The organism is Nonomuraea sp. B12E4 (assembly GCF_039871825.1).
Classification (GTDB): domain Bacteria; phylum Actinomycetota; class Actinomycetes; order Streptosporangiales; family Streptosporangiaceae; genus Nonomuraea.
In genome coordinates this window covers 317,353-341,725 of the sequence record NZ_JBDPME010000008.1, presented here as the reverse complement: position 1 = coordinate 341,725, position 24,373 = coordinate 317,353, and the positions used below count along the sequence as shown (strand labels likewise).

Here is a 24,373-nt window from a genome sequence, read left to right as displayed (position 1 = left end):
GATACGCTCGCTCTCCGATGGACCTCGAACGACCCGGCCGGGTGCTGGCCGCGCTCTCGGTGGTGCCCGCGCTCGCCGTGGCGGGCTGGCTGCTCGCGGGCCTGCCGCTGCTGCTGCTCGGCTGGTACGCGCCGCTGCCGCTGCTGCTGCTCGGCCTGCCCGCCGCCGGGCTGCTGTGCTGGGCGGGCACGCGGCGGCTCGGCAAGCTCGTGACGGCCACACCCTGGCAGGTCGCGGGGGTCGTGGCGGTGGCCGTGACGGCCGGGGCGTTCAACCTGCTCATGCACTCCGAGCAGGTGGTGATCCGGCGCGATCCCGCCACCTACGCCCAGTACGCCGCGTGGATCGCGGGCCACGGCTCGCTGCCCGTTCCCGTCCAGGCGGAGGCGTTCGGCGGGGCCGACCCCTGGCTGTTGTTCGACAGCGTCGGGTTCTACCCGGCGGACGGGGCGGTGGTGCCGCAGTTCATGCCGGGGCCGCCGATGCTGTTCGCGGCCGGCGACTGGCTGGGCGCGCCGTTCCTGGTGCCGCCGCTGCTGGGGGCGCTGGCCGCGCTCACCCTGGCGGGAGTGGTGGCGCGGCTGGCGGGAGCGCGCTGGGCGGTGCCGGCGGCGCTCGCGTTCGCGGTGAGCATGCCGATCCTCTACACCTCGCGCACCACGTTCAGCGAGATCCCGTCGATGATCCTGCTGTTCGGCGGGCTGGCGCTGGCGCACGACGCGCTGGCCGGGCCGAACCGGGCGCGCGCGCTGCTGGCGGGGCTGGTGGCCGGGCTCGCGGTGCTGGTCAGGGTGGACGGCCTGCGTGACGTGCTGCCGGTGCTGGCCTTCGCCGGGCTGCTGATCGCGATGCGCCGCTCCGCCAGGGCACGGGCGGCACTCGGGCCGCCGCTGCTGGCGGGCCTGGTGGCGGGCGCCGGTCTGGGGCTGCTGGCGGCCTACCTGCTGGCCCGCCAATATCTGAGCTATCTGTCCGGTTCGGTCCGGCCGCTGCTGCTCATCTGCGGCGCCGTCCTCGTGCTCACCGTCGCCGGTACGGCCCTCGCCCCGATCCTGTCCCGGCTCCGGCTGCCCCGCTGGGCGCCCACGGCCGGGGCCGCGGCGGTCGTGCTCCTCATGGCGGCCCTGTACGCGCGCCCGTGGTTCCAGACCGTGACCCGCCAGCCGGTGAACGCGGACGACCTGCGCACGTACGAGATGATCAAGCAGACCCAGCGTGCCAACGGCCTGCCCCTCGACGGCACCAGGCTCTACTTCGAGAACTCCCTGCACTGGGTGGTCTGGTACGTCGGCCTCCCGGTGGTGGTGCTGGCCACGATCGCGGCGGCCCTGCTCGTCCGCCGGCTGCTGCGCGACGGCACCCCCTTCGAGTGGCTGCTGCCCCTTGCGGTGGTCGGCTGGACCACGGTCACCACACTGATCCGGCCCGAGATCACCCCCGACCACCCGTGGGCCGCCCGCCGCCTCGTCCCGGTCGTGATCCCCGGGCTCATCCTGCTGGCCACCTGGGCGCTGGCCCGGGGCCGCGAACGGCTGCCGGAGCGCGGGCGGCGCTGGGGTGTGGCGGCCGCCGTGCTGCTCGTCCTCGTGCCGCCGGCCGTGACCTCGATCGGCACCGCGTTCACGCCGGTCGAGCGGGGCGAGGCGGCGGCGGTCGAGGCCATGTGCGCCCGCATCCCGCCGGACGCCTCGGTGCTGATCGTGGAACGGGTCACCGGAGACCGCCTCACCCAGCTCGTACGCGGGATGTGCGGCCGCCCGGCGGTGAGGGTGCGGCGCGGGAACGCGGAGGTCGCGCCGGTGGCCGAGGTCCGCCGCCTGGCCGGCCGGGTGCGCGCCGCCGGCCGCGTCCCCGTCGTGCTGGGCGCCGAGGCCCGGCAGGTCGCGACGTACGGGCCGGCCACGCAGGTGATGGGCCTGGTCGCGCGCCAGGACGAGCGCTCGCTGATCGACGCGCCGAACGGCACGTGGTCGCTGCGGATCGACGTGTGGATGGCCGTGGCGAATTAGATGATCTTGAAAGTCGGAGTTCCCGCTGCACCGATGTGGACCCGGCGTTACGGTGGGCAGAGTAACCTCGACCCCCGTGAGCACGCTTGAGACCTCCAAGAGTGGACCTGACGTGGATGAACCGCCGTACGTCACGATCGTCCTGCCCTGCTACAACGAGCAGGATCACGTCATCGACGAGGTCGAGCGCATCACCAAGGCGATGGACTCCAGCGGCTACACCTATGAGCTCGTGGCCGTGGACGACTGCTCCACCGACGAGACGCTGGCCAGGCTGAAGCAGGCCGCGCCCGACTATCCCCGGCTGCGCATCCGCGCCTTCCTCCGCAACGGCGGCTCCGGCACCGTGCGGCGGATCGGCTCGCAGGAGGCCAGGGGCGAGATCGTCGTGTGGACCGACGCCGACATGACCTACCCCAACGAGCGCATCCCCGAGCTGGTGCAGATCCTGGACAAGGACCCGTCGATCGACCAGGTGGTCGGCGCGCGCACCAGCGAGGAGGGCTCGCACAAGCTCCTGCGGGTGCCGGCCAAGTGGGTGATCCGCAAGGTGGCCGAGATCCTGGCCGGGCAGAAGATCCCCGACCTCAACTCCGGGCTGCGCGCCTTCCGCAAGTCGGTGGCCCGGCCCTACCTGCGGCTGCTGCCGCCCGGGTTCTCCTGCGTGACGACCATCACGCTGTCGTTCCTGTCCAACCAGCACGACGTCCACTACCTGCCGATCGACTACGCCAAGCGGGCCGGTAAGTCGAAGTTCAGCTTCGTGTCCGACGCCTACCGCTACATCCTGCAGGTGCTGCGGATGATCATGTACTTCAACCCGCTCAAGGTGCTGATGCCGCCCGCGTTGTGGCTGGTGGGCGTCGGGTTCGTGAAGGGTGTCTGGGACATGATCCAGCACCCGTTCTACTTCCCCGCCAACACCGTCATGATCTTCCTGTCCGGGATGCTGATCGGGTCCGTCGCGCTGCTGGCCGACCTGATCGTGCGCTCGCGGGGAGAGTGACGTTGCGGATCGTGATCGTCGGCCCGACCTATCCGTACAAGGGGGGCGGGGCGCAGCACACCACCGAGCTGGCGCACCGGCTCGCGGGCCTCGGGCACGATGTGGTGATCGAGTCGTGGCGGGCGCAGTATCCGTCGTTCCTCTATCCGGGGCAGCAGACGATCTCCGTGCCGGAGGGCACGCCCTATCCGGGGACCGTGCGGCGGCTGGACTGGCGGCGGCCCGACGGGTGGGTGGCGGCGGGGCGGCGGTCGCGGGCGGCGGATCTGGTGGTGCTGGCGGTGTTGAGCCCGGTACAGGTCCCCGCATACTTGGGGATCTTGTACGGGATGGGGCGAAAAGTCAGGACAGTTGCGCTCTGCCACAACGTGCTGCCTCACGAGCGGAAGCCCTACGACGAGCCGCTCATGAGGGCGCTGCTCAAGCGGGTGGACGGCGCGCTGACCCACTCCGAGCCGCAGGCCGAGCTGGCCAGGAGGCTCACGGGCAAGCCGGTCCGGGTGGCAGCGCTGCCGCCGCACCTGCCCTCGACGAACGCCGGGAAATCCACCGGAGTGCACCGGCGGCTGCTGTTCTTCGGGATCGTGCGGCCGTACAAGGGGCTCGACCTGCTGCTCCGGGCCCTGCCGGAGGGGATCGGGCTGACCGTGGCGGGCGAGTTCTGGGGCTCGATCGACGAGACGAAGGCGCTGATCGCCGAGCTGGGCATCGGCGACCGGGTGGAGCTGCGGCCCGGTTACGTGGCCGCCGAGGACGTGCCCAAGCTGTTCGCCGCGGCCGACGCTCTGGTGTTGCCGTACCGGAGCGCCACCGCCAGCCAGAACGTCTGGCTCGGCCACGAGCACGGCGTGCCGGTGATCGCCACCCGGGTCGGCGCGCTCGCCGACCATGTCACCGACGGGGTGGACGGGCTGCTCGTCGAGCCGGGTGACGCTGGGGAGCTGCGCCGGGCGATCGAGCGGTTCTACGCCTCGGGCGAGCCCGAGAGGTTGCGGTCGGGCGTCAAGGCGGTCGATCCGGAGCCGTTCTGGTCGGCGTACGCGGGCGCGTTGCTGGCGACCTGACGCCCGAGCAGGAACGACAGGCCCGCGGCCGTGGTGTCGGCCAGCGTGAACGCCAGCCGTGACACGATCGCCACCGCGAGCGCCGCGGGGATGCCGATGATCGGGCCGAACACCAGCACCAGCGCGCCCTCCCTGATCCCGACCCCGGCCGGGACGACGACGGTGAGGATGCCGGTGGCCCAGGCGAAGGCGTAGGCCCCGGTGGCCACCACGTAGAGATCCAGGCGGCCGGAGAGCAGCCAGGTGTGAAGGCCGTACACGAGCCAGCCGAGCGTGGTCCACGCCACCGCGACCACCACCGTGCGGCCGGGCAACACGCTTTCCAGCGGTTCCTTGCGGGCGATGCGCAGCGCCAGGTTGAGACCCCAGGTCAGCACCTTGGGATGCAGGCAGACGATGATCGCCGGCACGAGCAGCACCAGGTACCACGCCTGCCGCACCGCCTCCTGCGAGCCCAGCGCCGCGGCGGCGATCGAGATGGCCACCCCGAGATTGATCACCAGACTCAGCGAGATCGTCGCGAACGTGCGCCGCGGCGGGCTGCCGTGGTCCCGCCCGAGGTCCATCATCGCCGCGTACGCCCAGACGGCCCCCGGGATGTACTTCCCGAGCTGCCCCACGAACATGATCTTCCCGGCCACCCGCAACGGCACCCGCGTGCCCAGCCCCGCCAGGATCTCCCGCCAGGCCACCAGCATGAAGAACTGGCCGAGCAGCACGGCGGCGAAGGTCCCGAGCACCGCCCACGGCGACATCGCGGCCACGGCTCGGGTGGTCTCGTCCCAGTGCAGGGCCAGGCCGTAGCCGAGGAAACCGACGGCGACCAGGGCCAGGACGACACGCAGCAGGCGGCGGATCATTGGCTCAGGCTACGCGGAGGGCGCCGGGCAGACCAGGCGATCGCGGCGATGGGCACCGGCGTGGCGAGCAGGTCGGTACTGTTGGGCGGCGTGGGGAAGCAACGCGTCGCGCAGCTCGAATACAGCGAGTTCCAGTCCGCCATGCTCGACGAGGAGAAGCGCAGGCGGAAGGCCGCGAAGATCATCGCGGTGCTGGAGCACTTCCACGGGCCGCTCGCTGGACTGACCGTGGGCGACGTGGGCTGCTCCGCAGGGTTCATCGCCGACGAGCTGGCGCGGGCCGGGGCCGGGCACACGCTGGGCATCGACATCGACGTGCCGGGGCTGCGCAAGGCGGCCGACCGGTTCGGCGAGCGGGTGGCGTTCGTGTGCGGTGACGGCACGGCGCTGCCGTTCCCCGACGGGTCGGTGGACGTGCTGGTGTTCAACCACATCTACGAGCACGTGGTCGACCCCGACGCGGTGGTGGCCGAGATGCACCGGGTGCTGTCCGACGACGGGGTGCTCTACCTGGGGCTGGGCAACCGGCTCGGGGTCATGGAGCCGCACTACAAGCTGCCCTTCCTGTCCTACCTGCCGCCCGCGCTGGCCGACCGCTACGTGCGGGCCTTCGGGCGGGCCGACCACTATTACGAGCGGTTCAGGACGCGGCGCGGGCTGCGCAGGATGCTGCGGGCCTTCCACGTGTGGGACTACACCTTCCCCGTGCTGGCCACGCCCACCAGGTTCGCCGGAGGTGAGCTGTTCCCCGGGGTGCTGGGCCGGGTGGTGCGGACGGTGCTGGCCGGGATGCCCCGCGAGGTGCTCAGGATGCTGCTGCCGGTGGTGCCGACCTACCTGTGGGTGGCCACCAAGACCCCGCGGCGTCCGGCGGGCGCGGGGTTGCCGCAGCCGCCCGAGCGGGTGCGCCCGCTGTGAGCGCCACCGGTCCCGGGCACGCGCCCGCCGAGGAGCCCGCCGCCTCGCCTGGTGAGGAGGCCGCCGTGCCGCCCGGTGGGAAGCCCGCCGCCTCGCCCGGTGAGGAGGCCGTGCGATCCGGCGGGGAGCCCGCGGTGCCGCGGCGGTCGGTGGCGCGCAAGGCGTTGCGGTTCGGGTTCCTGCTGGTCGCGCTCGGGTTCGGCGGGTGGGCCGTGGCCTCGGAGTGGGACGCGGTGGTGGCCGGGTTCGCCCGGTTGTCGTGGGTCGCGCTGGCCGGGTCGCTGGTCGCCGTGGTCGCCGCGCTGCTCGGGGCCATGCTCACCTGGCGTAGGCTGCTGGCCGACCTCGGCTCTCCGCTGCCGCTCAGGCCCGCCGCCAAGGTGTTCTTCGTGGGACAGCTCGGCAAATACATCCCCGGTGCCGTCTGGCCCGTGCTCGCCCAGATGGAGATGGGCCGCGACCTCGGAGTGCCGCGCCCGCGCAGCGCGGCGGCGTTCTTCCTGATGATGCCCATCCAGTTGGCCACCGGCCTGCTCGTCACCCTCGTCACGCTCGGCTGGGACCGCTACGGCTGGTTGCTGCTGCTCATCCCGCCGCTCCTGGTGGTGCTCGAACCCAAGGTCATCAACGGCCTCATCGGCTACGCCCTGCGCCGCCTCAAGCGCGAGCCGCTGGACCACCCGCTCACCCGGCGTGGCATGCTCACCGCCCTCGGCTGGGCGCTGGCCGGCTGGGCCGCCTACGGCGTACACCTGTACTTCGTGGCCCCGCAGGGTGGGCCGCTCTTCGCCATCGGCGCGTTCGCGCTGTCGTGGTGCCTGGGCATCATGACCTTCGTCGTCCCGGCGGGCGCGGGTGTGCGGGAGGCCGTGATGGTCGTGGTGCTGGCGCCCCATCTGGACCGTGGCGCGGCGATTGCGGTGGCCCTTTCATCCCGCATTGTCATCGTCTTGGGGGATCTGATCTGCGCGGGCTTGGCGGGAATCGCGGCGCGTCGCGACTCGGTGTGATTTGGCCCACGATTTAGGGGAGGCTGGTCATAAGCTGAACTTTAGAGGGGGATATCCGATCCCACGTTGATCTTGAGGGGAGAAGATCTACGTAATGCCTCGAGTGCTTGTCGACGCGGCGGCGGTCCCCGCGGACCGTGGCGCGTTGATCCGATATGTGGACGGGCTCGTGGCCGCGCTCCACCGGGCCGGAGCGGACCTCGCGGTGGTCTGCCAACGGGCCGAAGCGGAACGATACCGGCTGCTCGCACCCTCCGCGCATGTCCTCACCGGCCCTGTCGCCATCACCAACAGGGCCGCCCGGCTCGCCTGGGAGCAGAGCGGGCTTCCGCTGCTCGCCCGCCAGGTGGGCGCCGACGTGATCCACGCTCCTTACTACTCCATCCCGATCCGCTCGGGCCTGCCGATCGTCGTGACGGTGCACGACGCCACGTGGTTCACCGAGCACGACCGTCACAACCCGCGGGCGTCGTTCTTCAGGTCCGCCACCCGCACCGCCGTACGCCATGCCCAGCGGGTGATCGTGCCGTCCAAGGCGACCAGGGACGAGCTCGTCCGCGTGCTCTCCGCCGACCCGACCCGCATCGACGTCGCCTACCACGGGGTGGATCTCATGCAGTTCCACCCGCCGAGCGAGGAGGAGGTCCACCGGGCCGCCGCCAGATGCGGCCTGCACGGTCAGCCTTATGTGGCGTTCCTGGGGGCCCTCGCCCCGCGTAAGAACGTTCCCAACCTCATCCGCGGCTTCGCCTCCGCCGTGAAGGCGCTGGAGAAGCCGCCCGCGCTGGTGCTCGGCGGCGGGGTGCACGAGGACGACGTGGACGCCGCCTGCCGGGAGGTCGAGGCCACCGTCAAGGTGGTACGGCCGGGCTACCTGCGCGCGCCCGACCTGCCGGGGTTCCTCGGCGGGGCGCTCGTGGTGGCCTTCCCCTCGCGCGGCGAGGGGTTCGGGCTGCCGGTGCTGGAGGCCATGGCCTGCGGCGCCCCCGTGCTGACGACATGCCGTACGTCGTTGCCCGAGGTCGGCGGAGATGCCGTGGCCTACACCGAGCCGGACGCCGGGAGCATCGCCGCGGCGATCGGACAACTGCTGGCCTCCCCCGAGCGGCGCGCACAACTCCGGCAGGCGGGGCTGGCCAGGGCGGGTGAATTCACCTGGGACGCCTCGGCCGAGGCGCATCTCAGCTCTTATCAACGCGCCATCGAATAGTTCGGTAACCTCACGGAGTGATGGAGAGCTCTTTGCCAGACCTAGAGGCGATCCTCCTGGTCGGGGGCCAGGGAACGCGCCTACGTCCGCTGACACTGGGCACGCCCAAGCCGCTGCTGCCGACCGCCGGCGTGCCGTTCCTGGCCCACCAGATCGCCCGTGCACGGTCTTTCGGCGTTCGCCGGATCGTGTTCGCGACCTCGTACAAGGCGGCGATGTTCGAGCCGGCCTTCGGCGACGGGGAGAAGTTCGGGCTCTCGCTCGAATACATGACGGAGGAGACGCCGCTGGGCACCGGCGGCGCCATCCGCAACGCCGCCGAGGCGCTCACGTCGCGGTCGTCCGATCCGGTGCTCATCCTGAACGGGGACGTGCTTTCCGGGCACGACATCGGCCATCAGGTGCGCGTCCATTGCGCACGGCAGGCCGCTGTAACGCTCCATTTGACAGAAGTGGACGATCCCACCCGGTTCGGCTGCGTGCCCACCGATGAGACCGGGAGGGTGACCGCGTTCCTGGAGAAGACCCCCAATCCGGTCACCAACCGGATCAACGCCGGGTGTTACGTGTTCACCCGGTCGGTGATCGACCAGATCCCGCAGGGGCAGGTCGTGTCGGTGGAGCGGGAGACGTTCCCCGGGATGATCGAGTCTGGGGAGCTGGTGCTCGGCTACGCCGACCGTACCTACTGGCTGGACGTGGGCACGCCGGCCGCGTTCGTGCGGGGGTCGCGGGACCTGGTGCTGGGGCGGCTGGCCTCGCCGGCGCTGCCCCGGCCGACCGGCGAGCACCTGGCGCTCGAAGGGGCCAGGGTCTCGCCGGAGGCCAAGGTCCAGGGCGGCACGGCGGTGGGCGCGCGGGTCGTGGTCGAGGCGGGGGCCTCGGTGGTGGGCTCCGTGCTGATCGACGACTGCGTCATCGAGGCGGGGGCCTCCGTGACGGATTCGGTGGTGGGCACGGGGGCGCGGGTGTGCTCGGGCGCGGTGGTGCGCGACGCGGTGATCGGGGACGGGGCGATCGTGGGGCCGGGCAACGAGTTGCAGCACGGCGTACGCATCTGGCCGGGCATCGAGCTGCCCGAGCGGGCGATGCGTTTCTCCAGCGACGTCTGAGGTCGCTCAAGCGGGGTTCTTTTCAGGGGTCTTCACTGCTGTTCGCGATGTCCTGACGTGGCTCGGTGGGTGTTCGGGCGCGGCACACTGGACGGGTGGAGGAGCGTAGGTGGGTGCCCGAATACCCGGTGGACGTGGGGCTGGCCCTGGGGCCGCACAAGCGGGGCAGCGGGGATCCCACGTGGCGGCAGACCCCTGACGGCGCCGTGTGGCGCACCTCCAGGACGCCCGACGGGCCGAGCACGCTCAGGGTGAGCGTCAAGGGCGGGGAGGTGCTGGGGCAGGCCTGGGGGCCGGGGGCGGGGTGGGCGCTGGAGGCGCTGCCGGGGTTGTTGGGGGCGTACGACGACGATTCCGAATTTGTTGTGCAACATGATGTCCTGGCGGATGCTGTCAGGAAAAATCCGGGTTTGCGGATTGGGCGGACCGGCCGGGTCATGGAAGCGCTGATCCCCGCCGTGCTGGAGCAGAAGGTCGTCGGGCGGGAGGCGTGGCGGGCCTGGCGGTGGTTGCTGCAGCGCTACGGCGAGCCCGCGCCGGGGCCCGCGCCCGAGGGCCTGCGGGTCGTGCCCGAGACCGTGGTGTGGCGGCAGATCCCGACCTGGCACTGGCACCGCGCGGGCGCCGAGGCCGTACGCGCCAGGACGATCGCCAACGCCGCCTGGCACGCCGCCAAGCTGGAGGCGGCGGCGGACACGGAGGAGCTCGACCGGCTGCTGCGCGCCCTGCCGGGGATCGGGGTGTGGACGTCGGCCGAGGTGCGCCAGCGGGCCCTCGGCGACCCGGACGCCGTCAGCGTGGGTGACTTCCACCTGGCCAAGCTCGTCGGTTACGCCCTGGCCGGAGAGAAGACCGACGACCACGGGATGCTGCGGCTGCTGGAGCCGTACCGGGGGCATCGGCACCGCGCGTCGGTCTACGTGTGGCTCACAGGGCTGCGCCCGCCCGCGCGCGGGCCCCGGATGCCGGTAAGGGACTACAGATCGTTCTGACGGCCGCCCCTGAGTGCGAGGGGCGAACTCAGCCCGTCGTACTGTGCCTTTATGAGCTCTGATTCCGCGCTCCGCCGCGCTCTCGCCCGGGCCAGAGACGGCAAGGCCCTCGACGTCACCGAGGCGACCGTGCTGTTGCAGGCCCGGGGCGAGCAACTCGACACCCTCCTTGAACACGCCTCCCGCGTGCGCGACGCCGGTCTGCGGGCCGTCGGCCGGGCGGGGGTGATCACGTACAGCAGGAAGGTGTTCATCCCGTTGACCCGGCTCTGCCGGGATCGGTGTGGTTACTGTACGTTCGCCACCGCGCCGCACAAGCTGGACGCGCCGTTCCTGAGCCCGGACGAGGTGCTGGAGATCGCCCGTCAGGGGGCGGCGATGGGATGCAAGGAGGCGCTGTTCACGCTGGGGGACCGGCCGGAGGACCGCTGGCACCAGGCCCGCGAGTGGCTGGACGCGCACGGCTACGACGACACGTTGTCCTACGTGCGGGCCATGGCGATCAGGGTGCTGGAGGAGACCGGGTTGCTGCCGCACCTCAACCCGGGCGTGCTGAGCTGGCGTGACCTGCAGCGGCTCAAGCCGGTGGCGCCGTCCATGGGGATGATGCTGGAGACGACGTCGCGGCGGTTGTTCGAGGAGAAGGGCGGGCCGCACTACGGGTCGCCGGACAAGGACCCGGCCGTACGGATGCGCGTCCTGGAGGACGCCGGCCGCACGAACGTGCCCTTCACCACCGGGATCCTGATCGGCATCGGCGAGACCGTCACGGACCGGGCCGAGTCGATCTTCGCGATCCGGCGGGTGGCCCGCGAATACGGTGGGATCCAGGAGGTCATCGTGCAGAACTTCCGCGCCAAGCCGGACACGGCCATGCGCGGGCTGCCCGACGCGGACCTCCAGGAGCTGGCCGCCACCATCGCGGTCGCCCGCCTGGTCCTCGGGCCCCGGGCCCGCGTCCAGGCGCCGCCCAACCTGGTGGACGACGAGTACGCCCTCATGATCCGGGCCGGCATCGACGACTGGGGCGGTGTGTCCCCGCTGACCCCCGACCACGTCAACCCCGAGCGGCCCTGGCCCCAGATCGACGACCTGGCGGCCCGTACGGAGGCGGCTGGGTTCCGGCTGCGCGAGCGGCTGACCATCTATCCCGAGTACGTGCTGGCCGGCGAGCCCTGGCTGGACCCCCGGCTGCTCGGCCACGTGGCCGCCCTGGCGGACCCCGACACGGGGCTGGCCAGGGAGGACGCCGTGCTGGAGGGGCGGCCCTGGCAGGAGCCGGACGGCGGGTTCGTCGCCTCGGGGCGGGTGGACCTGCACGTGGAGGTGGACACGTCGGGCCGCACCCATGATCGCCGGGACGACTTCGACCACGTTTACGGCGACTGGAACGCCCTGCGCGACCGCCGCGACGGCTCTGATCGGGCGGTGGCCGCGAGTGGTGCGGCGGCCGGTGGGGTGACCGCGGGCGAGGTGCGCGGCGCGCTCCGGCGGGCCGCGGCCGATCCCGCCGGGCTGACCGACGCCGAGGCGGTCGCCCTGCTGTCCGCCGACGGCCAGGCGCTGGACGAGCTGGCCGCCATCGCCGACGACCTGCGCAGGCAGGCCGTCGGGGACGAGGTCACCTACGTCGTCAACAGGAACATCAACTTCACCAACGTGTGCTACACCGGATGCCGCTTCTGCGCGTTCGCCCAGCGCAGGACCGACGCCGACGCCTACACCCTGAGCCTCGACCAGGTGGCCGAGCGGGCGTGGGAGGCGTGGGAGGCCGGGGCGACCGAGGTGTGCATGCAGGGCGGCATCCACCCGGACCTGCCCGGCACCGCGTACTTCGAGATCGCCAGGGCGGTGAAGGCCAGGACGCCGGACATGCACGTGCACGCGTTCTCCCCGATGGAGGTCATCAACGGCGCGGCCCGTACGAACATGTCCATCCGGGGCTGGCTGGAGGCGGCCAAGGAGGCGGGGGTGGACTCGCTGCCCGGCACGGCGGCGGAGATCCTCGACGACGACGTGCGCTGGGTGCTGACCAAGGGGAAGCTGCCGGCCAAGGAGTGGGTCGAGGTCATCACGACGGCCCACCAGGTGGGCATCCCCACGACGTCGACCATGATGTACGGGCACGTCGACAACCACCTGCACTGGGTCAGGCACATCAAGCTGATCCGCCGCCTGCAGGAGGAGACCGGCGGGTTCTCCGAGTTCGTGCTGCTGCCGTTCGTGCACACCAGCGCGCCCATCTACCTGGCGGGCATCGCCCGGCCCGGCCCCACGGCGCAGGAGAACCGGGCCGTGCATGCTTTGGCCAGGATCCTCCTGCACGGCGCGATCAAGAACATCCAGTGCTCCTGGGTGAAACTCCGTGACGACCTGTGCCGCCAGGTGCTCCAGGGCGGGGTGAACGACCTCGGCGGCACCCTGATGGAGGAGACCATCAGCAGGATGGCGGGCTCGGAGAACGGCTCGTACAAGACCATCACCGAGCTCCGCGAGATGGTGGCGGTCACCGGGCGACCGGTGCGGCAGCGCACCACCGAGTACGGCGAGCCGGCCCCCGAGCGGCTGCGGGCCGCCGCGGCGAGCGACGGGGTGTGCGGGAGCGTCCGGCGGGTCCTGCCGATGGCCTAGCGTCACCTCCGCCATCGACGGCTCGCTGCACGGGGCCGAGAAGCGGGGAGAGACCACCGACCTCTTCCTGGCGGCCCTGGCCCGCAGGTTGTGCCACCCCCGCCTGCGAGCCGACGACCTGATCGGGGAAGGGGGCGCCTGAGCGCCCCCTTCCGGGTCAGGTCCGCTGCCAGAGTGCGGGGACGTTGGGCGGTTCCCAGCCGGCGATGGCGGTGTGCGACTGGACGCACCGGTACGTGGCGCCGTTGTAGGTCACCGTGTTGCCCACCGCGTACGTCGTACCGGCCCGCCACGTGCCGGAAGGCGTCGTGGGGGTGACCGTCGGCGTCGGAGTGGGCGTGCGGGTCACGGTCGGGGTGGGGGTGGGCGTCGGGTTGCCGCCACCGCCGCCGATCTGCACGTCGACGCAGGAGTAGAAGGCGTTGGCGGTGTCGGAGATGTTCCAGATCGCCAGGACCTTCTGCCTGCCCGAGTAGCCGGACAGGTTGACCGGATGCGAGACCGTCTGCGGTGGTTGCTGGTTGTTGCCGGAGAACACGCCCACCCGGTTGTTGCCGATGTAGTACTCGAAGTTGGAGGTGGCGTGCCGGGCGGTGAACGTCCAGGTGAAGGTCACCGTGCTGCCCACCGAGGCGGCCGGCCACGACTTGCTCTCGTCGCTGAGCTGGGCGAACTGCGACAGGTTGGCGTGGCAGCTACGCAGGCCCTTGGGTCCTTCCACGCTCTGCGGCTCGTAGATGATGTTGCCGCAGCCGGACACCCTGCCCTGGGCGCAGTTGGCCTGCCGGCTCGGGGGCGAGTTCACGTAGCCGTGCGCGAACGCCGGCGCCGTGTTGAACACCGTGGTGGCGAGGGCGATCACCACCGCGGCGGCCAACGTGAGAGTCCTTCTCATGAAGCGGCTCCTTTACATGGGGGGATGCTCCAAATGTAAAGGAAACTTTCCTAACGGTAAACGTCTCGCTGACGATGGGTTTCGCCGCTGGTCAGCGCGTGACGGCGCAACAGGGCCGGGCGAGCCGCCCCCGGCCTGGGCCGCGCGGGGCGAGCCGCCCCCGGCCTGGGCCGCGCGGGGCGAGCCGCCCCCGGCCTGGGCCGGCCGGGGCGAGCCGGTGGGCCCCGGTCAGCGCGTGAGGATGAAGTCCGCCGGGTCGCGTGGGGCGCGGTCGCGGGGCGGGGCGGCCGCGTGGCCGACGGCCACGCATCCCATCGGGTCCCACGAGCCGGGCAGGTCCAGCACCTCTCGTACGACCGGGCGGCAGAACATCGTGGACGACACCCACGCCGAGCCGAGCCCTTCGACGGCGAGCTGGATCAGGAAGTTTTCCACGCCGGCGCCCGTGGCCACCACGAACATCTCCCGCTCCGAGGCGTTGCGCCGATCATCCCGGTAGGTGTGGGAGCCCTCCATCACCAGGCACGGCACGACCAGGTAGGGCGCGTTGCGCAGCACATCACCGCGTTTGATCCGCTTGGCGATGGACTGCTCGGTGAACCCGTCGCCCCGCAGGTCCGCGATCCACGCCTCGCGCATCGCGTCGAGCAGCTTGGTCCGCGTCTGCGGCGACTCGACCAGCACGAACCGCCACGGGGTCGTGTGGTGCGGCGCGGGCGCTGCGATGCCCGCCGCCACCGCCCTGCGCACCGCCGCCGGATCGACGGGCCGCTCGGCGAACTCCCTGATCGTACGGCGGGCGAACACCACGTCCCGCGACCCGTAACGGAACAGGTCGTCGTCGGCGCCGCGGATGAGCGGCCTGATCCCCGGCCCGTCGTCCTCGGTGACCAGGTGGGCGAGCCCGCGCACGATCGCCACCGGCACTCCGGCGAGCTTGCCCTTGACCAGCTCGGCCGCCGCCGCGATCTCGTCGGCCAGCGCCGTGACGGTGGCACTCAGCGCGTTGCCGTAGCCGTCGGACGTGCCGCGGTAGTCGTCGAGCGGTCGCACGCCCGCCACCCCGATGGCCACGTCGGTGAGGCCGTTGCGCCACGGCCGCCCGAACGTGTCGGAGACGATCACGCCCGCCCGCACCCCGAGGCCCTGCCTGATGCGCCGGGCCGAGGCGTCGGAGTCGGCGGGGAGCAGCAGCACGGTGCCCGGCTCGGTGTTGGAGGCGTCGACCCCGGCGGCGGCCATGACGAAGCCGTGGCGGGTCTGGGAGATCACGGTGTCGCCGCGCCTGGCGACCACGCGTACGGTCTCCTCCTCGATCGCCCCCGTGCGGTCGGGGGCCTGCCGGACGCGGCCCTCGGCCTTGCTGACGATCTTGGAGGTGACCACCACGATGTCGCCGTCGCGCACGTCGGCGTCCTTGAGCAGGGCCGCCACGTCGTCACCCGGCCGCACCTCGCCGATGCCGGTCACGGCGATCACTTCCAGCCGCCGGGGCGCGGCCTGGTCCTGGGCGTGGTCGGCGGGCAGGTGTGTCATCGGGCGAGCTCCTGGGCGAGGTCGAGGGTGGTGCGGGCGATTTCGGTGGCGGCGGCCACGTCGTGCATGAGGATCGGCCGGGCGACCACCCGGACGTCGTCGAGGGCGACCCCCTCGTCCTCCTCGGCCACCAGCCAGCCGTCGATGAGATCGGAGCCGTAGAGCTCCAGCACGGCCTGCGCGGTGGTCTCCACCCCGATGGCCGTCAGGCAGGCGTCGGCCATGCCCCGGACGGGCGCGCCGCCGATGATCGGCGAGACCCCGACCACGGTCTTGGGCAGCAGGGCCTCGCGGATGCCGGGGACCTGCAGGATCGTGCCGATGCTCACCACCGGGTTGGACGGCGGCAGGATGACGACGTCGGCCTCCTCGATGGCCTCCAGCACGCCCGGCGCGGGCCTGGCCGTGTCGACTCCCACCAGCGCGAACGACCGGGCCGGGACCGAGGCGCGCAGACGCACCCACCACTCCTGGAAGTGGACGGCCCGCCTGCCCTGCTCGTCCTCGATGACGACGTGGGTCTCGCAGCGGTCGTCGCTCATCGGCAGCAGCCGCACGCCCGGCTGCCAGCGCGCGGCCAGCGCCTCGGTGATCTGCGAGAGCGGGTAGCCGGCCTCCAGCATCTGGGAGCGCACGATATGGGTGGCCAGGTCGCGGTCGCCGAGCCCGAACCACTGCGGCTCCACGCCATACGCGGCCAGCTCCTCCTTGACGACGTGGGACTCCTTGGCCCGGCCCCAGCCCTGCTCCTCGTCGATGCCGCCACCCAGCGTGTACATCACGGTGTCGAGGTCGGGGCAGACCCGCAGGCCGAAGAGTGTGATGTCGTCGCCCGTGTTGCCGATGACGGTGAGCTGGGCCGCTGGCTCGGACGCGCGCAGGCCGCGCAGGAAACGGGCGCCGCCGATGCCGCCGGCGAGTGACACGATGTGCATGCGCCCCAGTCTTCCATCGGGCCCCGACAGAGCCGCTTCGGGAGTCCTTTTCGCCTTTCTCGCAGGGCCGGACCGCCGATGGCTGCTGGATTTGTTAGCGAAGAGGTTTCTGGGACTCCCGCGAGGCGCGCCGGTGTTGTGGCAAACTCCCTTCGGGCCAAAGGGTCCGATGGGGGTACTTGTGAGCAAATTCGACGTCGCCCGGTTGAGAGAGCCGGGCGCCTGGGTCATGCTCGTCACCGGACTGGTGAACGTGCTGGTGCTGATCGGCCACATCCTGATCTCGCCGATCACCGGTGTGTCCCTCACCGAGAGCGCGCAGATGAACATGCCGGCGCTCACCAACCCGGTCGTGACGGCCCTGCTCCTGGGCTCCGTGCTGCTCGTCACCAAGGTCGGCACCCCTTCGCCCAAGGCGAAGCCGATCACGTACGGTGCGGCGGCCGGTCTGCTGCTGCAGACGGTGTTCGGGGTGCTCTCGCTCCTGCTCGGCCTGTTCGCCGGCGGCGGTGCCCGCTCGGTGCTGGAGTTCGTGCTCCAGGGTGTGCCGCTGCTCACGCTCACCGCCATCGCGCTGGTCTACCTGCTGCCGCAGGTCCTGCCCGAGCGGTCGGCCGCGCAGGTCTATCACCAGCCCCAGTTCGGCCAGCAGGCTCCCTACTTCGGCCAGCCGCAGCAGCAGTTCGGCCACCCCGAGCAGCCCCCGCAGGGCCCCGGCTACGGCCAGCAGCCCCCCGCCGGCTACGGCCAGACCCCCTCGGGCCAGCAGCCCGGTTACGGCCAGCAGGACCCGTCGGGCGCCGGCTACGGCCAGCAGGATCCCGCGGCGGTGTCCTTCCAGCAGCCCGGCTATGGTCAGCAGCCCCCGTCCGGTCAGCAGCCGGGCTATGGCCAGCAGCCGCCGTCAGGTCAGCAGTTCCCGTCGGGTCAGCAGCCCGGCTACGGTCAGCAGCCTCCGACCGGCCAGCAGCCCGACTATGGCCAGCAGCCTCCGACCGGCCAGCAGCCCGGCTATGGCCAGCAGCCCCCGTCCGGTCAGCAGCCCGGCTATGGCCAGCAGCCCCCGTCCGGTCAGCAGCCCGGCTATGGCCAGCAGCCGCCGTCAGGTCAGCAGTTCCCGTCGGGTCAGCAGCCCGGCTATGGCCAGCAGCCCCCGACCGGCCAGCAGCCCGATTACGGTCAGCAGCCCGATTACGGTCAGCAGTTCCCGTCGGGTCAGCAGCCCGGTTACGGTCAGCAGCCGCCGAGCTTCGGCGGGCAGCCCGAGCAGTCCCCGTACGGGCCGCCGGCCGACCACCAGCAGCCCGACCCCCAGGCGGGCTACGCCCAGCAGCCGCAGCCCGAGCAGCCGTACCAGCCCATCAGGGCGGCCCTGCCCGCCGGCCCCTCGGCCCCGGCCCAGGAGTACGCCACCCCGCCCGCGGACTACCAGCCCGCCCCGTACGTCCCGGCGGACAGCCAGCCCAACGCCTACGGCCAGCCGAGCCCGAACCCGTATGCCCCCGCGAACGACCAGCCCAGCCCCTACGCCCCGGGCGCGGAGCAGCAGGGCGGCCAGTTCGCGCCGGCGGAGGGCGCGCCCAGCGCCTTCGCCCCCCAGACCGAGCAGCAGCTCCCGCCGGGTGACACGACCCCCGACGTCCGCTACCCCCAGGCGGACCAGGGCTCCTACTTCGGCCAGAGCGCCTTCGACCAGCCCGCCCCCCAGCAGGCCGGTCAGCCGTTCACCGGCTACTCGGGGCACGAGTACGCCACGCCGAACGCATACCAGGAGCCCGACCTGCCCGTGGACCCGCGTTCGCAGCAGCTCATGGACGCCTACCAGCAGGCGGAGACCTACCAGCACTCCACCACTGCCGGCACCCAGCCCGAGGCACGCGTGCCCGACTACCCCAGCCAGGCCGGGCGGCCTTACGACGACCCCTTCGGCCACCCGCAGCAGCAGCCCCAGCAGTACGAGCCCCAGCAGGGCCAGTACCAGCCCACCCACCAGGCCCCGGGTCAGGCCCCGGGGCAGCAGGCGGGCTGGCCCGAGCCCCACGGCGACTCGACGATGCGGCTCGACGCCTCGCCCTTCGGCGGCGGCAACGCCTTCGGCGGCGACCAGCGCCGCCCGGGTGACGACCCCATCGACCCGACCGCCATATACACCCCCAATGAGCCACGCAGGTAACGGACCGGCAATGAACGGCTAGAGAGAAGGTGGGCCGGGGGCGGGCGTCTATCCCGCCCTGGTACGGTTCCGACCGCTGACAGCGTTGAGCAACCCCTGCCGAAGCCAAGCGCGGACGGGCCGCGGCAGGGGGCGAACATCACATGCCAAGCACACCGGGGCGAGATCTGGTCTTTCCCCGGATACCTGCATGCCGCTTGACGGCGCCTACAGCACACGCGTGTAATTACAACCATGTTGTTACGCCTTCCAATGGGTGGGTACTAAGGAAGGCGTCCATGGGGGGCTCCATTGCGGGCGGGCGGCAGGGAGGTGTGCAGTGACCGATCCGGTCATCGCACAGGATCAGCTTGACGCTGAAGAACTCGGCTGGCAGGAGCGTGCGTTGTGCGCGCAGACTGACCCGGAGGCGTTCTTCCCGGAAAAGGGCGGCTCCACTCGAGAGGCCAAGAAGGTCTGCCGATCGTGCGAGGTCCGTGCCGAGTGCCTGGAATATGCACTCGAGCACGATGAGCGGTTCGGCATCTGGGGTGGACTGTCCGAGCGGGAGCGCAGACGGATCAAGCGCCAGGCCGTTTAGGTATATGGCCGAAGGGGTCACGCGGGCTGCCGTGTGGCCCCTTCTAGCATGCGTGATGGCCTTTGACCGGCATGGTGAGCCCGCTTGACCGATACGGTGAGCGCGCTGATCAACTCCCAGGAGTCGTCCACCCATGTCCCGGCCGTCCGTCACCGCGAGCCGTACTCGGGTCACGCGGAGCCTCCCGCGTCGCGAAGACTTCGAGCCCGGGAGCGTCGAAGCCCCCCCCCGACGGGTCAGCGGCGGTCGTCGTAGCCGGGGTCGACGGTTTCCGGGGAGATGCCCAGCAGCGTGGCCACCTGCTCCACCACCGTGTCGTGGACCATGGCGCCCAGGGTGTCGCGGTCCCTGGCCCTGGCCTCCAGCGGGCGCCGGTAGATGACGATCGCGGCCGGACGCTGGCCGGTGGCGGTGTCCGCGCGGCCGAAGGGGATCGGATCGGAGGTCAGGCCGGGCCCGTCACCCAGCTCGCTCAGCGGCGGCACCTCCTCGACCGCGAACTCCACCACCGAAAGCTGCCGCTCCCAGCGGGGACGGAGCCGATCGACGGCGTCGAGGACGAGGTCGTCGAAGCGCTCGCTGCGGGACTTGGCCAGGGGCACGTGAGAGGGGGCGAGGGGGCCGCGGAGGCCGCGGCCGTGGCGGTCGCGCCGTCTGGGACCGCGCTTGTGATTCACGACAGCAAGTGTACGGGGAGGGGCGGGCGGTTACGGGGAGCGCCGTCGCGGTCGCGCGAGCCGGTATCCGGGGAAACTCCTGGGTTTGGAGTGAGCGAAGTGGTGGTAGTGGCAGAGGTGCCCAGGGCGTTCGCGGGGGTCTGTGAGCCGGACGGGGGATGTCACGGAACGCCGGTGGCATCGGGCATGTGGGTGGAAAGGCTGCGACAGGTGTCCGAATTGTGGCGACACGCTCGTAAAGAGCGCTCAGATAGTGGCGCCTGGCACTCTTACCGGATACGGTCCCTCCGTGAGCCCCGTCCGCCGCTGTTCCCGCACAGCATGCAGCCAGCCTGCCGTCTTCACGCTCACGTACGTATACGCCGACTCGACCGCTGTCCTCGGCCCCCTGGCGACGTACGCGGAGCCACACTGCTATGACCTGTGCGCCGAACACGCGGACCGGCTGACCGCTCCCCGTGGCTGGGAGGTCGTGCGCCTGCCGACGGACGGCGCCTCGCCCAGCTCCGACGACCTGGAGGCGCTGGCCAACGCGGTCAGGGAGGCCGCGCGGCCCGCACCCTCCGGCAGCGGCGAACCGGTCGGCCAGGGAGTGGAGGTCGGCCGCCGCGGGCATCTGCGCGTTCTGAGGTCGGCCCAGCAGCATCGCGACCGGTAGGCTCGTTCAACATGGAGGAAACGACGACCTAGGGGCGGAGCTGGAGAGTGGGCGACCTCGCCAAGATCTTCAAAGCGTATGACGTTCGCGGGGTGGTCCCCGACGAGCTCGACGAGCCGACCGCCGAGGCCGTGGGTGCGGCCTTCGTCGAAATCACCGGAGCCGAGTCTGTCGTGGTGGCCCACGACATGCGTGGGTCGTCGGCGCCGCTGGCCGAGGCGTTCATCCGTGGCGCGCGTTCGCGCCGCGCCGACGTCGTGCACGCCGGTCTGGGATCGACAGACCTGCTCTACTACGCCAGCGGGAGCCTCGGGCTGCCGGGCGTGATGTTCACCGCGAGCCACAACCCCGCCCGATACAACGGGATGAAGATGTGCCGCTCCGGCGCGGTGCCGATCGGCGGCGACACGGGGCTGACGGAGATCCGTGACAGGGCCGCCGAGCTGGTCGGGGCCACCGTCACGCCGGTCGGATCGCTGATCGAGAAGGATCTGCTGTCCGGCTACGCCCACCATCTGCGCACGCTCGTCGACCTGCGCGGCATCAGGCCGCTCAAGGTGGTCGTGGACGCGGGCAACGGCATGGGCGGGCACACCGTCCCGGCCGCCTTCGACGGGCTGCCGATGGATCTGATCCCTCTCTACTTCGAGCTGGACGGCAACTTCCCGCACCACGAGGCCAACCCGCTGGAGCCGCAGAATCTCGTCGACCTGCAGCGGACGGTGGTCGAGAGCGGCGCCGACCTCGGGCTGGCCTTCGACGGCGACGCCGACCGGTGCTGGGTGATCGACGAGCGTGGGGAATCGGTCTCGCCGTCGGCCATCACGGCCCTGGTCGCGGTGCGTGAGCTGGCCAAGCACCCCGGGGCGACGATCATCCACAATCTGATCACGTCGCTCGGCGTGCCCGAGATCGTGCGCGAGCACGGCGGCGTCCCGGTGCGTACGCGGGTGGGGCACTCGTTCATCAAGGCCGAGATGGCCCGGACGGGTGCGGTCTTCGGCGGCGAGCACTCGGCTCACTACTATTTCCGCGACTTCTGGTTCGCGGACTCCGGGATGCTGGCGGCCATGCACGTGCTGGCCGCCCTGGGTGAGCAGGACCGGTCGCTGTCCGAGGTGGTGGCCGCCTACTCGCGCTACCACTCCTCGGGTGAGGTCAACAGCACCGTCGCCGACCAGGGCGAGGCGCTGCGGCGGGTGCGGGAGGCGTTCGCGGGGCGCGGTGACTTCGACGAGCTCGACGGACTGACCGTGACCGGGCCCGGCTGGTGGTTCAATGTGCGGGCGTCCAACACCGAGCCGTTGCTGAGGCTGAACGCGGAGGCCGCTGACGCTGGCATGATGTCGGCGATCAGGGACGAGGTCCTCGCCATAGTCGGAAAGGTGTCAGAGTGAAGATCGACGACTGGTTGCTGGAGATCCTGGCCTGCCCGGCCTGCAAGGCTCCGCTGCGCGCGGATACCGAGGCCGAGGAGCTGGCCTGCACCGGTTGCGGCCTGATCTACCCCGTCCGGGATGACATCCCCGTCCTGCTCGTCGACGAGGCCAGGAAGCCGTGACCTGGGAGCCGGCGCGGCTCGACGATCAGCGGCACCTCTCCGAGGGAGATCCGGGCGGCATGCTGCTCGCGGTCGCCGCCTCCGCCGCTCACGTACGCACCGGCTACCGCATCGCCGTCGAGTCCCACGTCGCTCGCCTGGCGAGCCAGGGGCGCCCGCGGGCCGTCGTGGTCGCGGGCATGGGCGGCTCGGGCATTCCGGGTGACATCCTCGCGGCCGTGGTCGGCAACGGCGCGCCGCTGCCCATCGTGCCGCTGCGCTCCTACCAGCTTCCCGGCTGGGTCGGCGCGACCGACCTGGTCATCGTGGTGTCGGGCTCGGGCGAGGCCGAGGAGACGGTGTCCGTGGCCGTGCAGGCGGTGCGGCGCGGCTGCACGCTGCTCGGCGTGGGCGCGCCCGGCTCCCAACTGGAGGCCGTGGCCACCCAGGCCTCGGCGGTCTACGTGCCGGTGCCCGTCACCGGCCAGTCCCGGGCCAACGTCTGGCTGCTGACGATCCCGCTGATCGTGGCCCTGGCCGAGTTGCGGCTCCTCCCGGCCGACGCCGACCTCTACGAGCGGGTGGCGAAGTCGCTGGAGGACATGGCGCACCGGTGCCGGCCGTCCAGCGAGTCGTTCATCAACCCCGGAAAGTCGCTGGCCATGGACCTGGCCGAGAACCTGCCGATGATCTGGGGGTCGTCGCCGGTGGCGGGCGTGGCGGCGTACCGGCTGGCCTGCCAGCTCAACACCAACGCGAAATATCCCGCCATGCACGGCGAGCTGCCCGAGGCCTGCCACAACCAGGTGGTCGCCCTCGACGGGCCGCTGGCCGAGCGCGACATCTTCGCCGACGCGCCGGGCCCCGCGATCAGGCTCGTGGTGCTGCGTGACGTGGAGGAGCATCCCCAGGTGACGCGGCGGCGCGAGGCGGCCGTACGGCTGGCGCACGAGCGGGACGTGGCGGTCAGCGAGCTCACGGCCGAGGGCGTGCACCCGCTGGAGCGGATCGCCTCACTGGTCGCACTGGGCGACTACGCCAGCACGTACCTGGCGCTGGGATACGGTGTCGACCCGACACCAGTGTCGGCGATTGCTGAGCTGAAGGCCCGAATTACGCAATAGGATCCCCTTTTGGGCATTGCGATAAGTGATCTTATGAGTGGAGACGACCGGTGAGCGCGAGCGGCGGTACGAAGGCAATCATTGCGGCGTTGAGCGCCAACCTGGCGATCGCCGCGGCCAAGTTCGTGGCCGCGGCCTTCACCGGTTCCTCGTCCATGCTGGCGGAGGGCATCCACTCGGTCGCCGACTCGGGCAACCAGGTGTTGCTGCTGGTCGGCGGCAAGCGGGCGGCGCGGGCCAGCACCAAGGAGCATCCGTTCGGCTACGGCCGCGAACGCTATTTCTACGCCTTCGTGGTGGCCGTCGTGCTGTTCACCATCGGCGCGGCGTTCTCGATCTACGAGGGCGTGCACAAGCTCTCCGATCCGCACCCGGTGGAGGCGCCGATCTGGGCGTTCGCGGTGCTGATCTTCGCGATCGTGGCCGAGTCGTTCTCGTTCCGCACAGCGATCAAGGAGTCCAACGCCGTACGCGGCCGGCAGACCTGGGTCTCCTTCATCCGCCGGTCCAAGTCGCCCGAGCTGCCCGTCATCCTGCTGGAGGACCTGGGCGCGCTGCTCGGCCTGATCTTCGCGCTGTTCGGCGTGACGATGGCGGTCATCACCCAGGACGGCACCTGGGACGGCATCGGCACCCTGATGATCGGCGTGCTGCTGGCCGTGATCGCCGTCGTGCTGGCCATGGAGACCAAGTCGCTGCTGGTCGGCGAGGGTGCCACGCCCGAGATGGAGCAGCAGATCCGCGCCGCGCTGGAGGGCGCGCCCGAGGTGGACCGGATCATCCACATGCGCACGCTGCACCTGGGCCCGGAGGAGCTGCTGGTGGGGGCCAAGATCGCGGTCGCCCACGACGACACGGCGGGCGAGGTGGCCCGGGGGATCGACGAGGCCGAGCGGCGCATCCGCGAGGCCGTGCCGATCGCCCGCGTCATCTACCTGGAGCCGGATCTGGACAGGTCCCCCAGCACCACGGCCCGCCAGTAGGACCGGCGCGCCGGAGGGTCACCTGCCGGGCGGGTGCAGCAGTCGCAGGGCCTTCTCCTTCTCGAAATCGAGGGCCCTGCGCGGCGCCTGGATGCGCCCGATCCGCACGCCGAGGTCGCGCACGGCCGCCGCCACCGCGGGCTCGCTCAGCACCCGCAGCGCGAACGCCAGCTCCGCGGGTGACACGTCGAACCGCTTCTCCAGCTCCACCCCCTGCGCCACGGCGGTCAGCTCATCGGGCCCGAACCGCCGGTGTGCTCCCTGCTCCCGCACCGGGGGCAGCAGGCCGAGTGCCTCCCGGTATCGGAGCATTCGTGGGGACATGCCGAGCCGCTTGGCGGCTTCCGTGATGCGCATCCTTACATTCTTACGTCAGTTTCAGCATTCTGGAGGTGCGCCCGCGACGTGATGCCACCTACACTCGCTAGCGGAAAACATCCGTGACGCGAGGGGACACCCG

Annotated in this window: 22 protein-coding genes; 16 read left to right on the top strand and 6 right to left on the bottom strand. The window is 71.4% G+C overall.

Annotated elements, in window-relative coordinates; all coding sequences use genetic code 11:
* Window positions 1–17 precede the first annotated feature (17 nt).
* The 3 genes from ABGB18_RS20990 to ABGB18_RS20980 all read left to right on the top strand — a co-directional run bounded on the left by ABGB18_RS20990 (window position 18) and on the right by ABGB18_RS20980 (window position 4,079).
* Complete coding sequence (locus tag ABGB18_RS20990; protein WP_347697237.1) at window positions 18–2,009, top strand: hypothetical protein; 1,992 nt, start codon at window positions 18–20, stop codon at window positions 2,007–2,009.
* 76 nt (window positions 2,010–2,085) lie between these two features.
* Complete coding sequence (locus ABGB18_RS20985) at window positions 2,086–3,015, top strand: glycosyltransferase family 2 protein (protein ID WP_347697236.1); 930 nt, start codon at window positions 2,086–2,088, stop codon at window positions 3,013–3,015.
* Between the two features lie 2 nt (window positions 3,016–3,017).
* Complete coding sequence (locus ABGB18_RS20980) at window positions 3,018–4,079, top strand: glycosyltransferase family 4 protein (protein ID WP_347697235.1); 1,062 nt, start codon at window positions 3,018–3,020, stop codon at window positions 4,077–4,079.
* On the opposite strand, the gene ABGB18_RS20975 is transcribed toward ABGB18_RS20980, so the two are convergent.
* Window positions 3,980–4,939, bottom strand: coding sequence for a lysylphosphatidylglycerol synthase transmembrane domain-containing protein (locus tag ABGB18_RS20975; RefSeq protein ID WP_347697234.1), 960 nt, complete (start codon window positions 4,937–4,939; stop codon window positions 3,980–3,982). The two genes, ABGB18_RS20980 and ABGB18_RS20975, sit on opposite strands and share 100 nt — an antisense overlap.
* 90 nt (window positions 4,940–5,029) lie before the next feature.
* Here ABGB18_RS20975 and ABGB18_RS20970 point away from each other — a divergent pair, with 90 nt between their 5' ends.
* The 6 genes from ABGB18_RS20970 (at window position 5,030) to ABGB18_RS20945 (ending at window position 12,812) form a co-directional block, all read left to right on the top strand.
* Window positions 5,030–5,857 carry a class I SAM-dependent methyltransferase gene (locus ABGB18_RS20970; protein ID WP_347697233.1) on the top strand — a complete coding sequence of 276 codons (828 nt, stop codon included), beginning with the start codon at window positions 5,030–5,032 and terminating at the stop codon, window positions 5,855–5,857.
* Window positions 5,854–6,867, top strand: a complete 1,014-nt coding sequence (locus tag ABGB18_RS20965; RefSeq protein WP_347697232.1) for a lysylphosphatidylglycerol synthase transmembrane domain-containing protein — start codon at window positions 5,854–5,856, stop codon at window positions 6,865–6,867. Before ABGB18_RS20970 ends, ABGB18_RS20965 begins: the two co-directional genes overlap by 4 nt.
* Window positions 6,868–6,961: 94 nt before the next feature.
* Window positions 6,962–8,077 carry a glycosyltransferase family 1 protein gene (locus tag ABGB18_RS20960; RefSeq protein ID WP_347697231.1) on the top strand — a complete coding sequence of 372 codons (1,116 nt, stop codon included), beginning with the start codon at window positions 6,962–6,964 and terminating at the stop codon, window positions 8,075–8,077.
* A 20-nt stretch (window positions 8,078–8,097) separates the two neighbouring features.
* Window positions 8,098–9,189, top strand: a complete 1,092-nt coding sequence (locus tag ABGB18_RS20955; RefSeq protein ID WP_347697261.1) for an NDP-sugar synthase — start codon at window positions 8,098–8,100, stop codon at window positions 9,187–9,189.
* Window positions 9,190–9,284: 95 nt separating this feature from the next.
* A complete protein-coding gene (locus ABGB18_RS20950; protein WP_347697230.1) occupies window positions 9,285–10,181 on the top strand; it encodes a DNA-3-methyladenine glycosylase 2 family protein in 897 nt (298 codons plus the stop codon).
* 51 nt (window positions 10,182–10,232) lie between these two features.
* The gene (locus ABGB18_RS20945) at window positions 10,233–12,812 is read left to right on the top strand and encodes a bifunctional FO biosynthesis protein CofGH (RefSeq protein WP_347697229.1); all 2,580 of its coding nucleotides are present in this window, start codon (window positions 10,233–10,235) and stop codon (window positions 12,810–12,812) included.
* 157 nt (window positions 12,813–12,969) lie between these two features.
* Here the strand turns inward: ABGB18_RS20945 and ABGB18_RS20940 are convergent, their stop codons facing one another.
* The 3 genes from ABGB18_RS20940 to cofD all read right to left on the bottom strand — a co-directional run bounded on the left by ABGB18_RS20940 (window position 12,970) and on the right by cofD (window position 16,178).
* Window positions 12,970–13,707 carry a lytic polysaccharide monooxygenase gene (locus ABGB18_RS20940; RefSeq protein ID WP_347697228.1) on the bottom strand — a complete coding sequence of 246 codons (738 nt, stop codon included), beginning with the start codon at window positions 13,705–13,707 and terminating at the stop codon, window positions 12,970–12,972.
* Window positions 13,708–13,935: 228 nt separating this feature from the next.
* Window positions 13,936–15,243 (bottom strand): coenzyme F420-0:L-glutamate ligase, encoded by a 1,308-nt coding sequence (locus ABGB18_RS20935; RefSeq protein ID WP_347697227.1) that lies wholly within the window; start codon window positions 15,241–15,243, stop codon window positions 13,936–13,938.
* Complete coding sequence (gene cofD, locus ABGB18_RS20930; RefSeq protein WP_347697226.1) at window positions 15,240–16,178, bottom strand: 2-phospho-L-lactate transferase; 939 nt, start codon at window positions 16,176–16,178, stop codon at window positions 15,240–15,242. The genes ABGB18_RS20935 and cofD overlap by 4 nt, the downstream gene beginning before the upstream one ends.
* Window positions 16,179–16,359: 181 nt before the next feature.
* On the opposite strand from cofD, the gene ABGB18_RS20925 reads away from it, so the two are divergent.
* Both ABGB18_RS20925 and ABGB18_RS20920 read left to right on the top strand, forming a co-directional pair.
* Window positions 16,360–18,351 carry a hypothetical protein gene (locus ABGB18_RS20925; RefSeq protein WP_347697225.1) on the top strand — a complete coding sequence of 664 codons (1,992 nt, stop codon included), beginning with the start codon at window positions 16,360–16,362 and terminating at the stop codon, window positions 18,349–18,351.
* A gap of 319 nt (window positions 18,352–18,670) precedes the next feature.
* A complete protein-coding gene (locus ABGB18_RS20920) occupies window positions 18,671–18,931 on the top strand; it encodes a WhiB family transcriptional regulator (RefSeq protein ID WP_020546325.1) in 261 nt (86 codons plus the stop codon).
* Between the two features lie 236 nt (window positions 18,932–19,167).
* Here the strand turns inward: ABGB18_RS20920 and ABGB18_RS20915 are convergent, their stop codons facing one another.
* Window positions 19,168–19,608: a metallopeptidase family protein gene (locus ABGB18_RS20915; protein WP_090930138.1), complete on the bottom strand. Its 441-nt coding sequence runs from the start codon at window positions 19,606–19,608 to the stop codon at window positions 19,168–19,170.
* A 289-nt stretch (window positions 19,609–19,897) separates the two neighbouring features.
* On the opposite strand from ABGB18_RS20915, the gene ABGB18_RS20910 reads away from it, so the two are divergent.
* Genes ABGB18_RS20910 through ABGB18_RS20890 form a run of 5 tightly spaced genes read left to right on the top strand, consistent with a single transcriptional unit; the run spans window position 19,898 to window position 23,913 of the window.
* Window positions 19,898–20,266, top strand: a complete 369-nt coding sequence (locus ABGB18_RS20910) for a DUF3499 domain-containing protein (RefSeq protein ID WP_347697224.1) — start codon at window positions 19,898–19,900, stop codon at window positions 20,264–20,266.
* A 47-nt stretch (window positions 20,267–20,313) separates the two neighbouring features.
* Window positions 20,314–21,663 (top strand): phosphomannomutase/phosphoglucomutase, encoded by a 1,350-nt coding sequence (locus tag ABGB18_RS20905; protein ID WP_347697223.1) that lies wholly within the window; start codon window positions 20,314–20,316, stop codon window positions 21,661–21,663.
* A complete protein-coding gene (locus ABGB18_RS20900; protein ID WP_347697222.1) occupies window positions 21,660–21,827 on the top strand; it encodes a Trm112 family protein in 168 nt (55 codons plus the stop codon). Before ABGB18_RS20905 ends, ABGB18_RS20900 begins: the two co-directional genes overlap by 4 nt.
* Window positions 21,824–22,930: an SIS domain-containing protein gene (locus tag ABGB18_RS20895; protein ID WP_347697221.1), complete on the top strand. Its 1,107-nt coding sequence runs from the start codon at window positions 21,824–21,826 to the stop codon at window positions 22,928–22,930. The genes ABGB18_RS20900 and ABGB18_RS20895 overlap by 4 nt, the downstream gene beginning before the upstream one ends.
* A gap of 50 nt (window positions 22,931–22,980) precedes the next feature.
* A complete protein-coding gene (locus ABGB18_RS20890; protein ID WP_347697220.1) occupies window positions 22,981–23,913 on the top strand; it encodes a cation diffusion facilitator family transporter in 933 nt (310 codons plus the stop codon).
* Window positions 23,914–23,931: 18 nt separating this feature from the next.
* Here ABGB18_RS20890 and ABGB18_RS20885 read toward each other — a convergent pair whose 3' ends face one another.
* Window positions 23,932–24,270, bottom strand: coding sequence for a MerR family DNA-binding transcriptional regulator (locus ABGB18_RS20885; RefSeq protein WP_347697219.1), 339 nt, complete (start codon window positions 24,268–24,270; stop codon window positions 23,932–23,934).
* Between the last annotated feature and the right edge of the window lie 103 nt (window positions 24,271–24,373).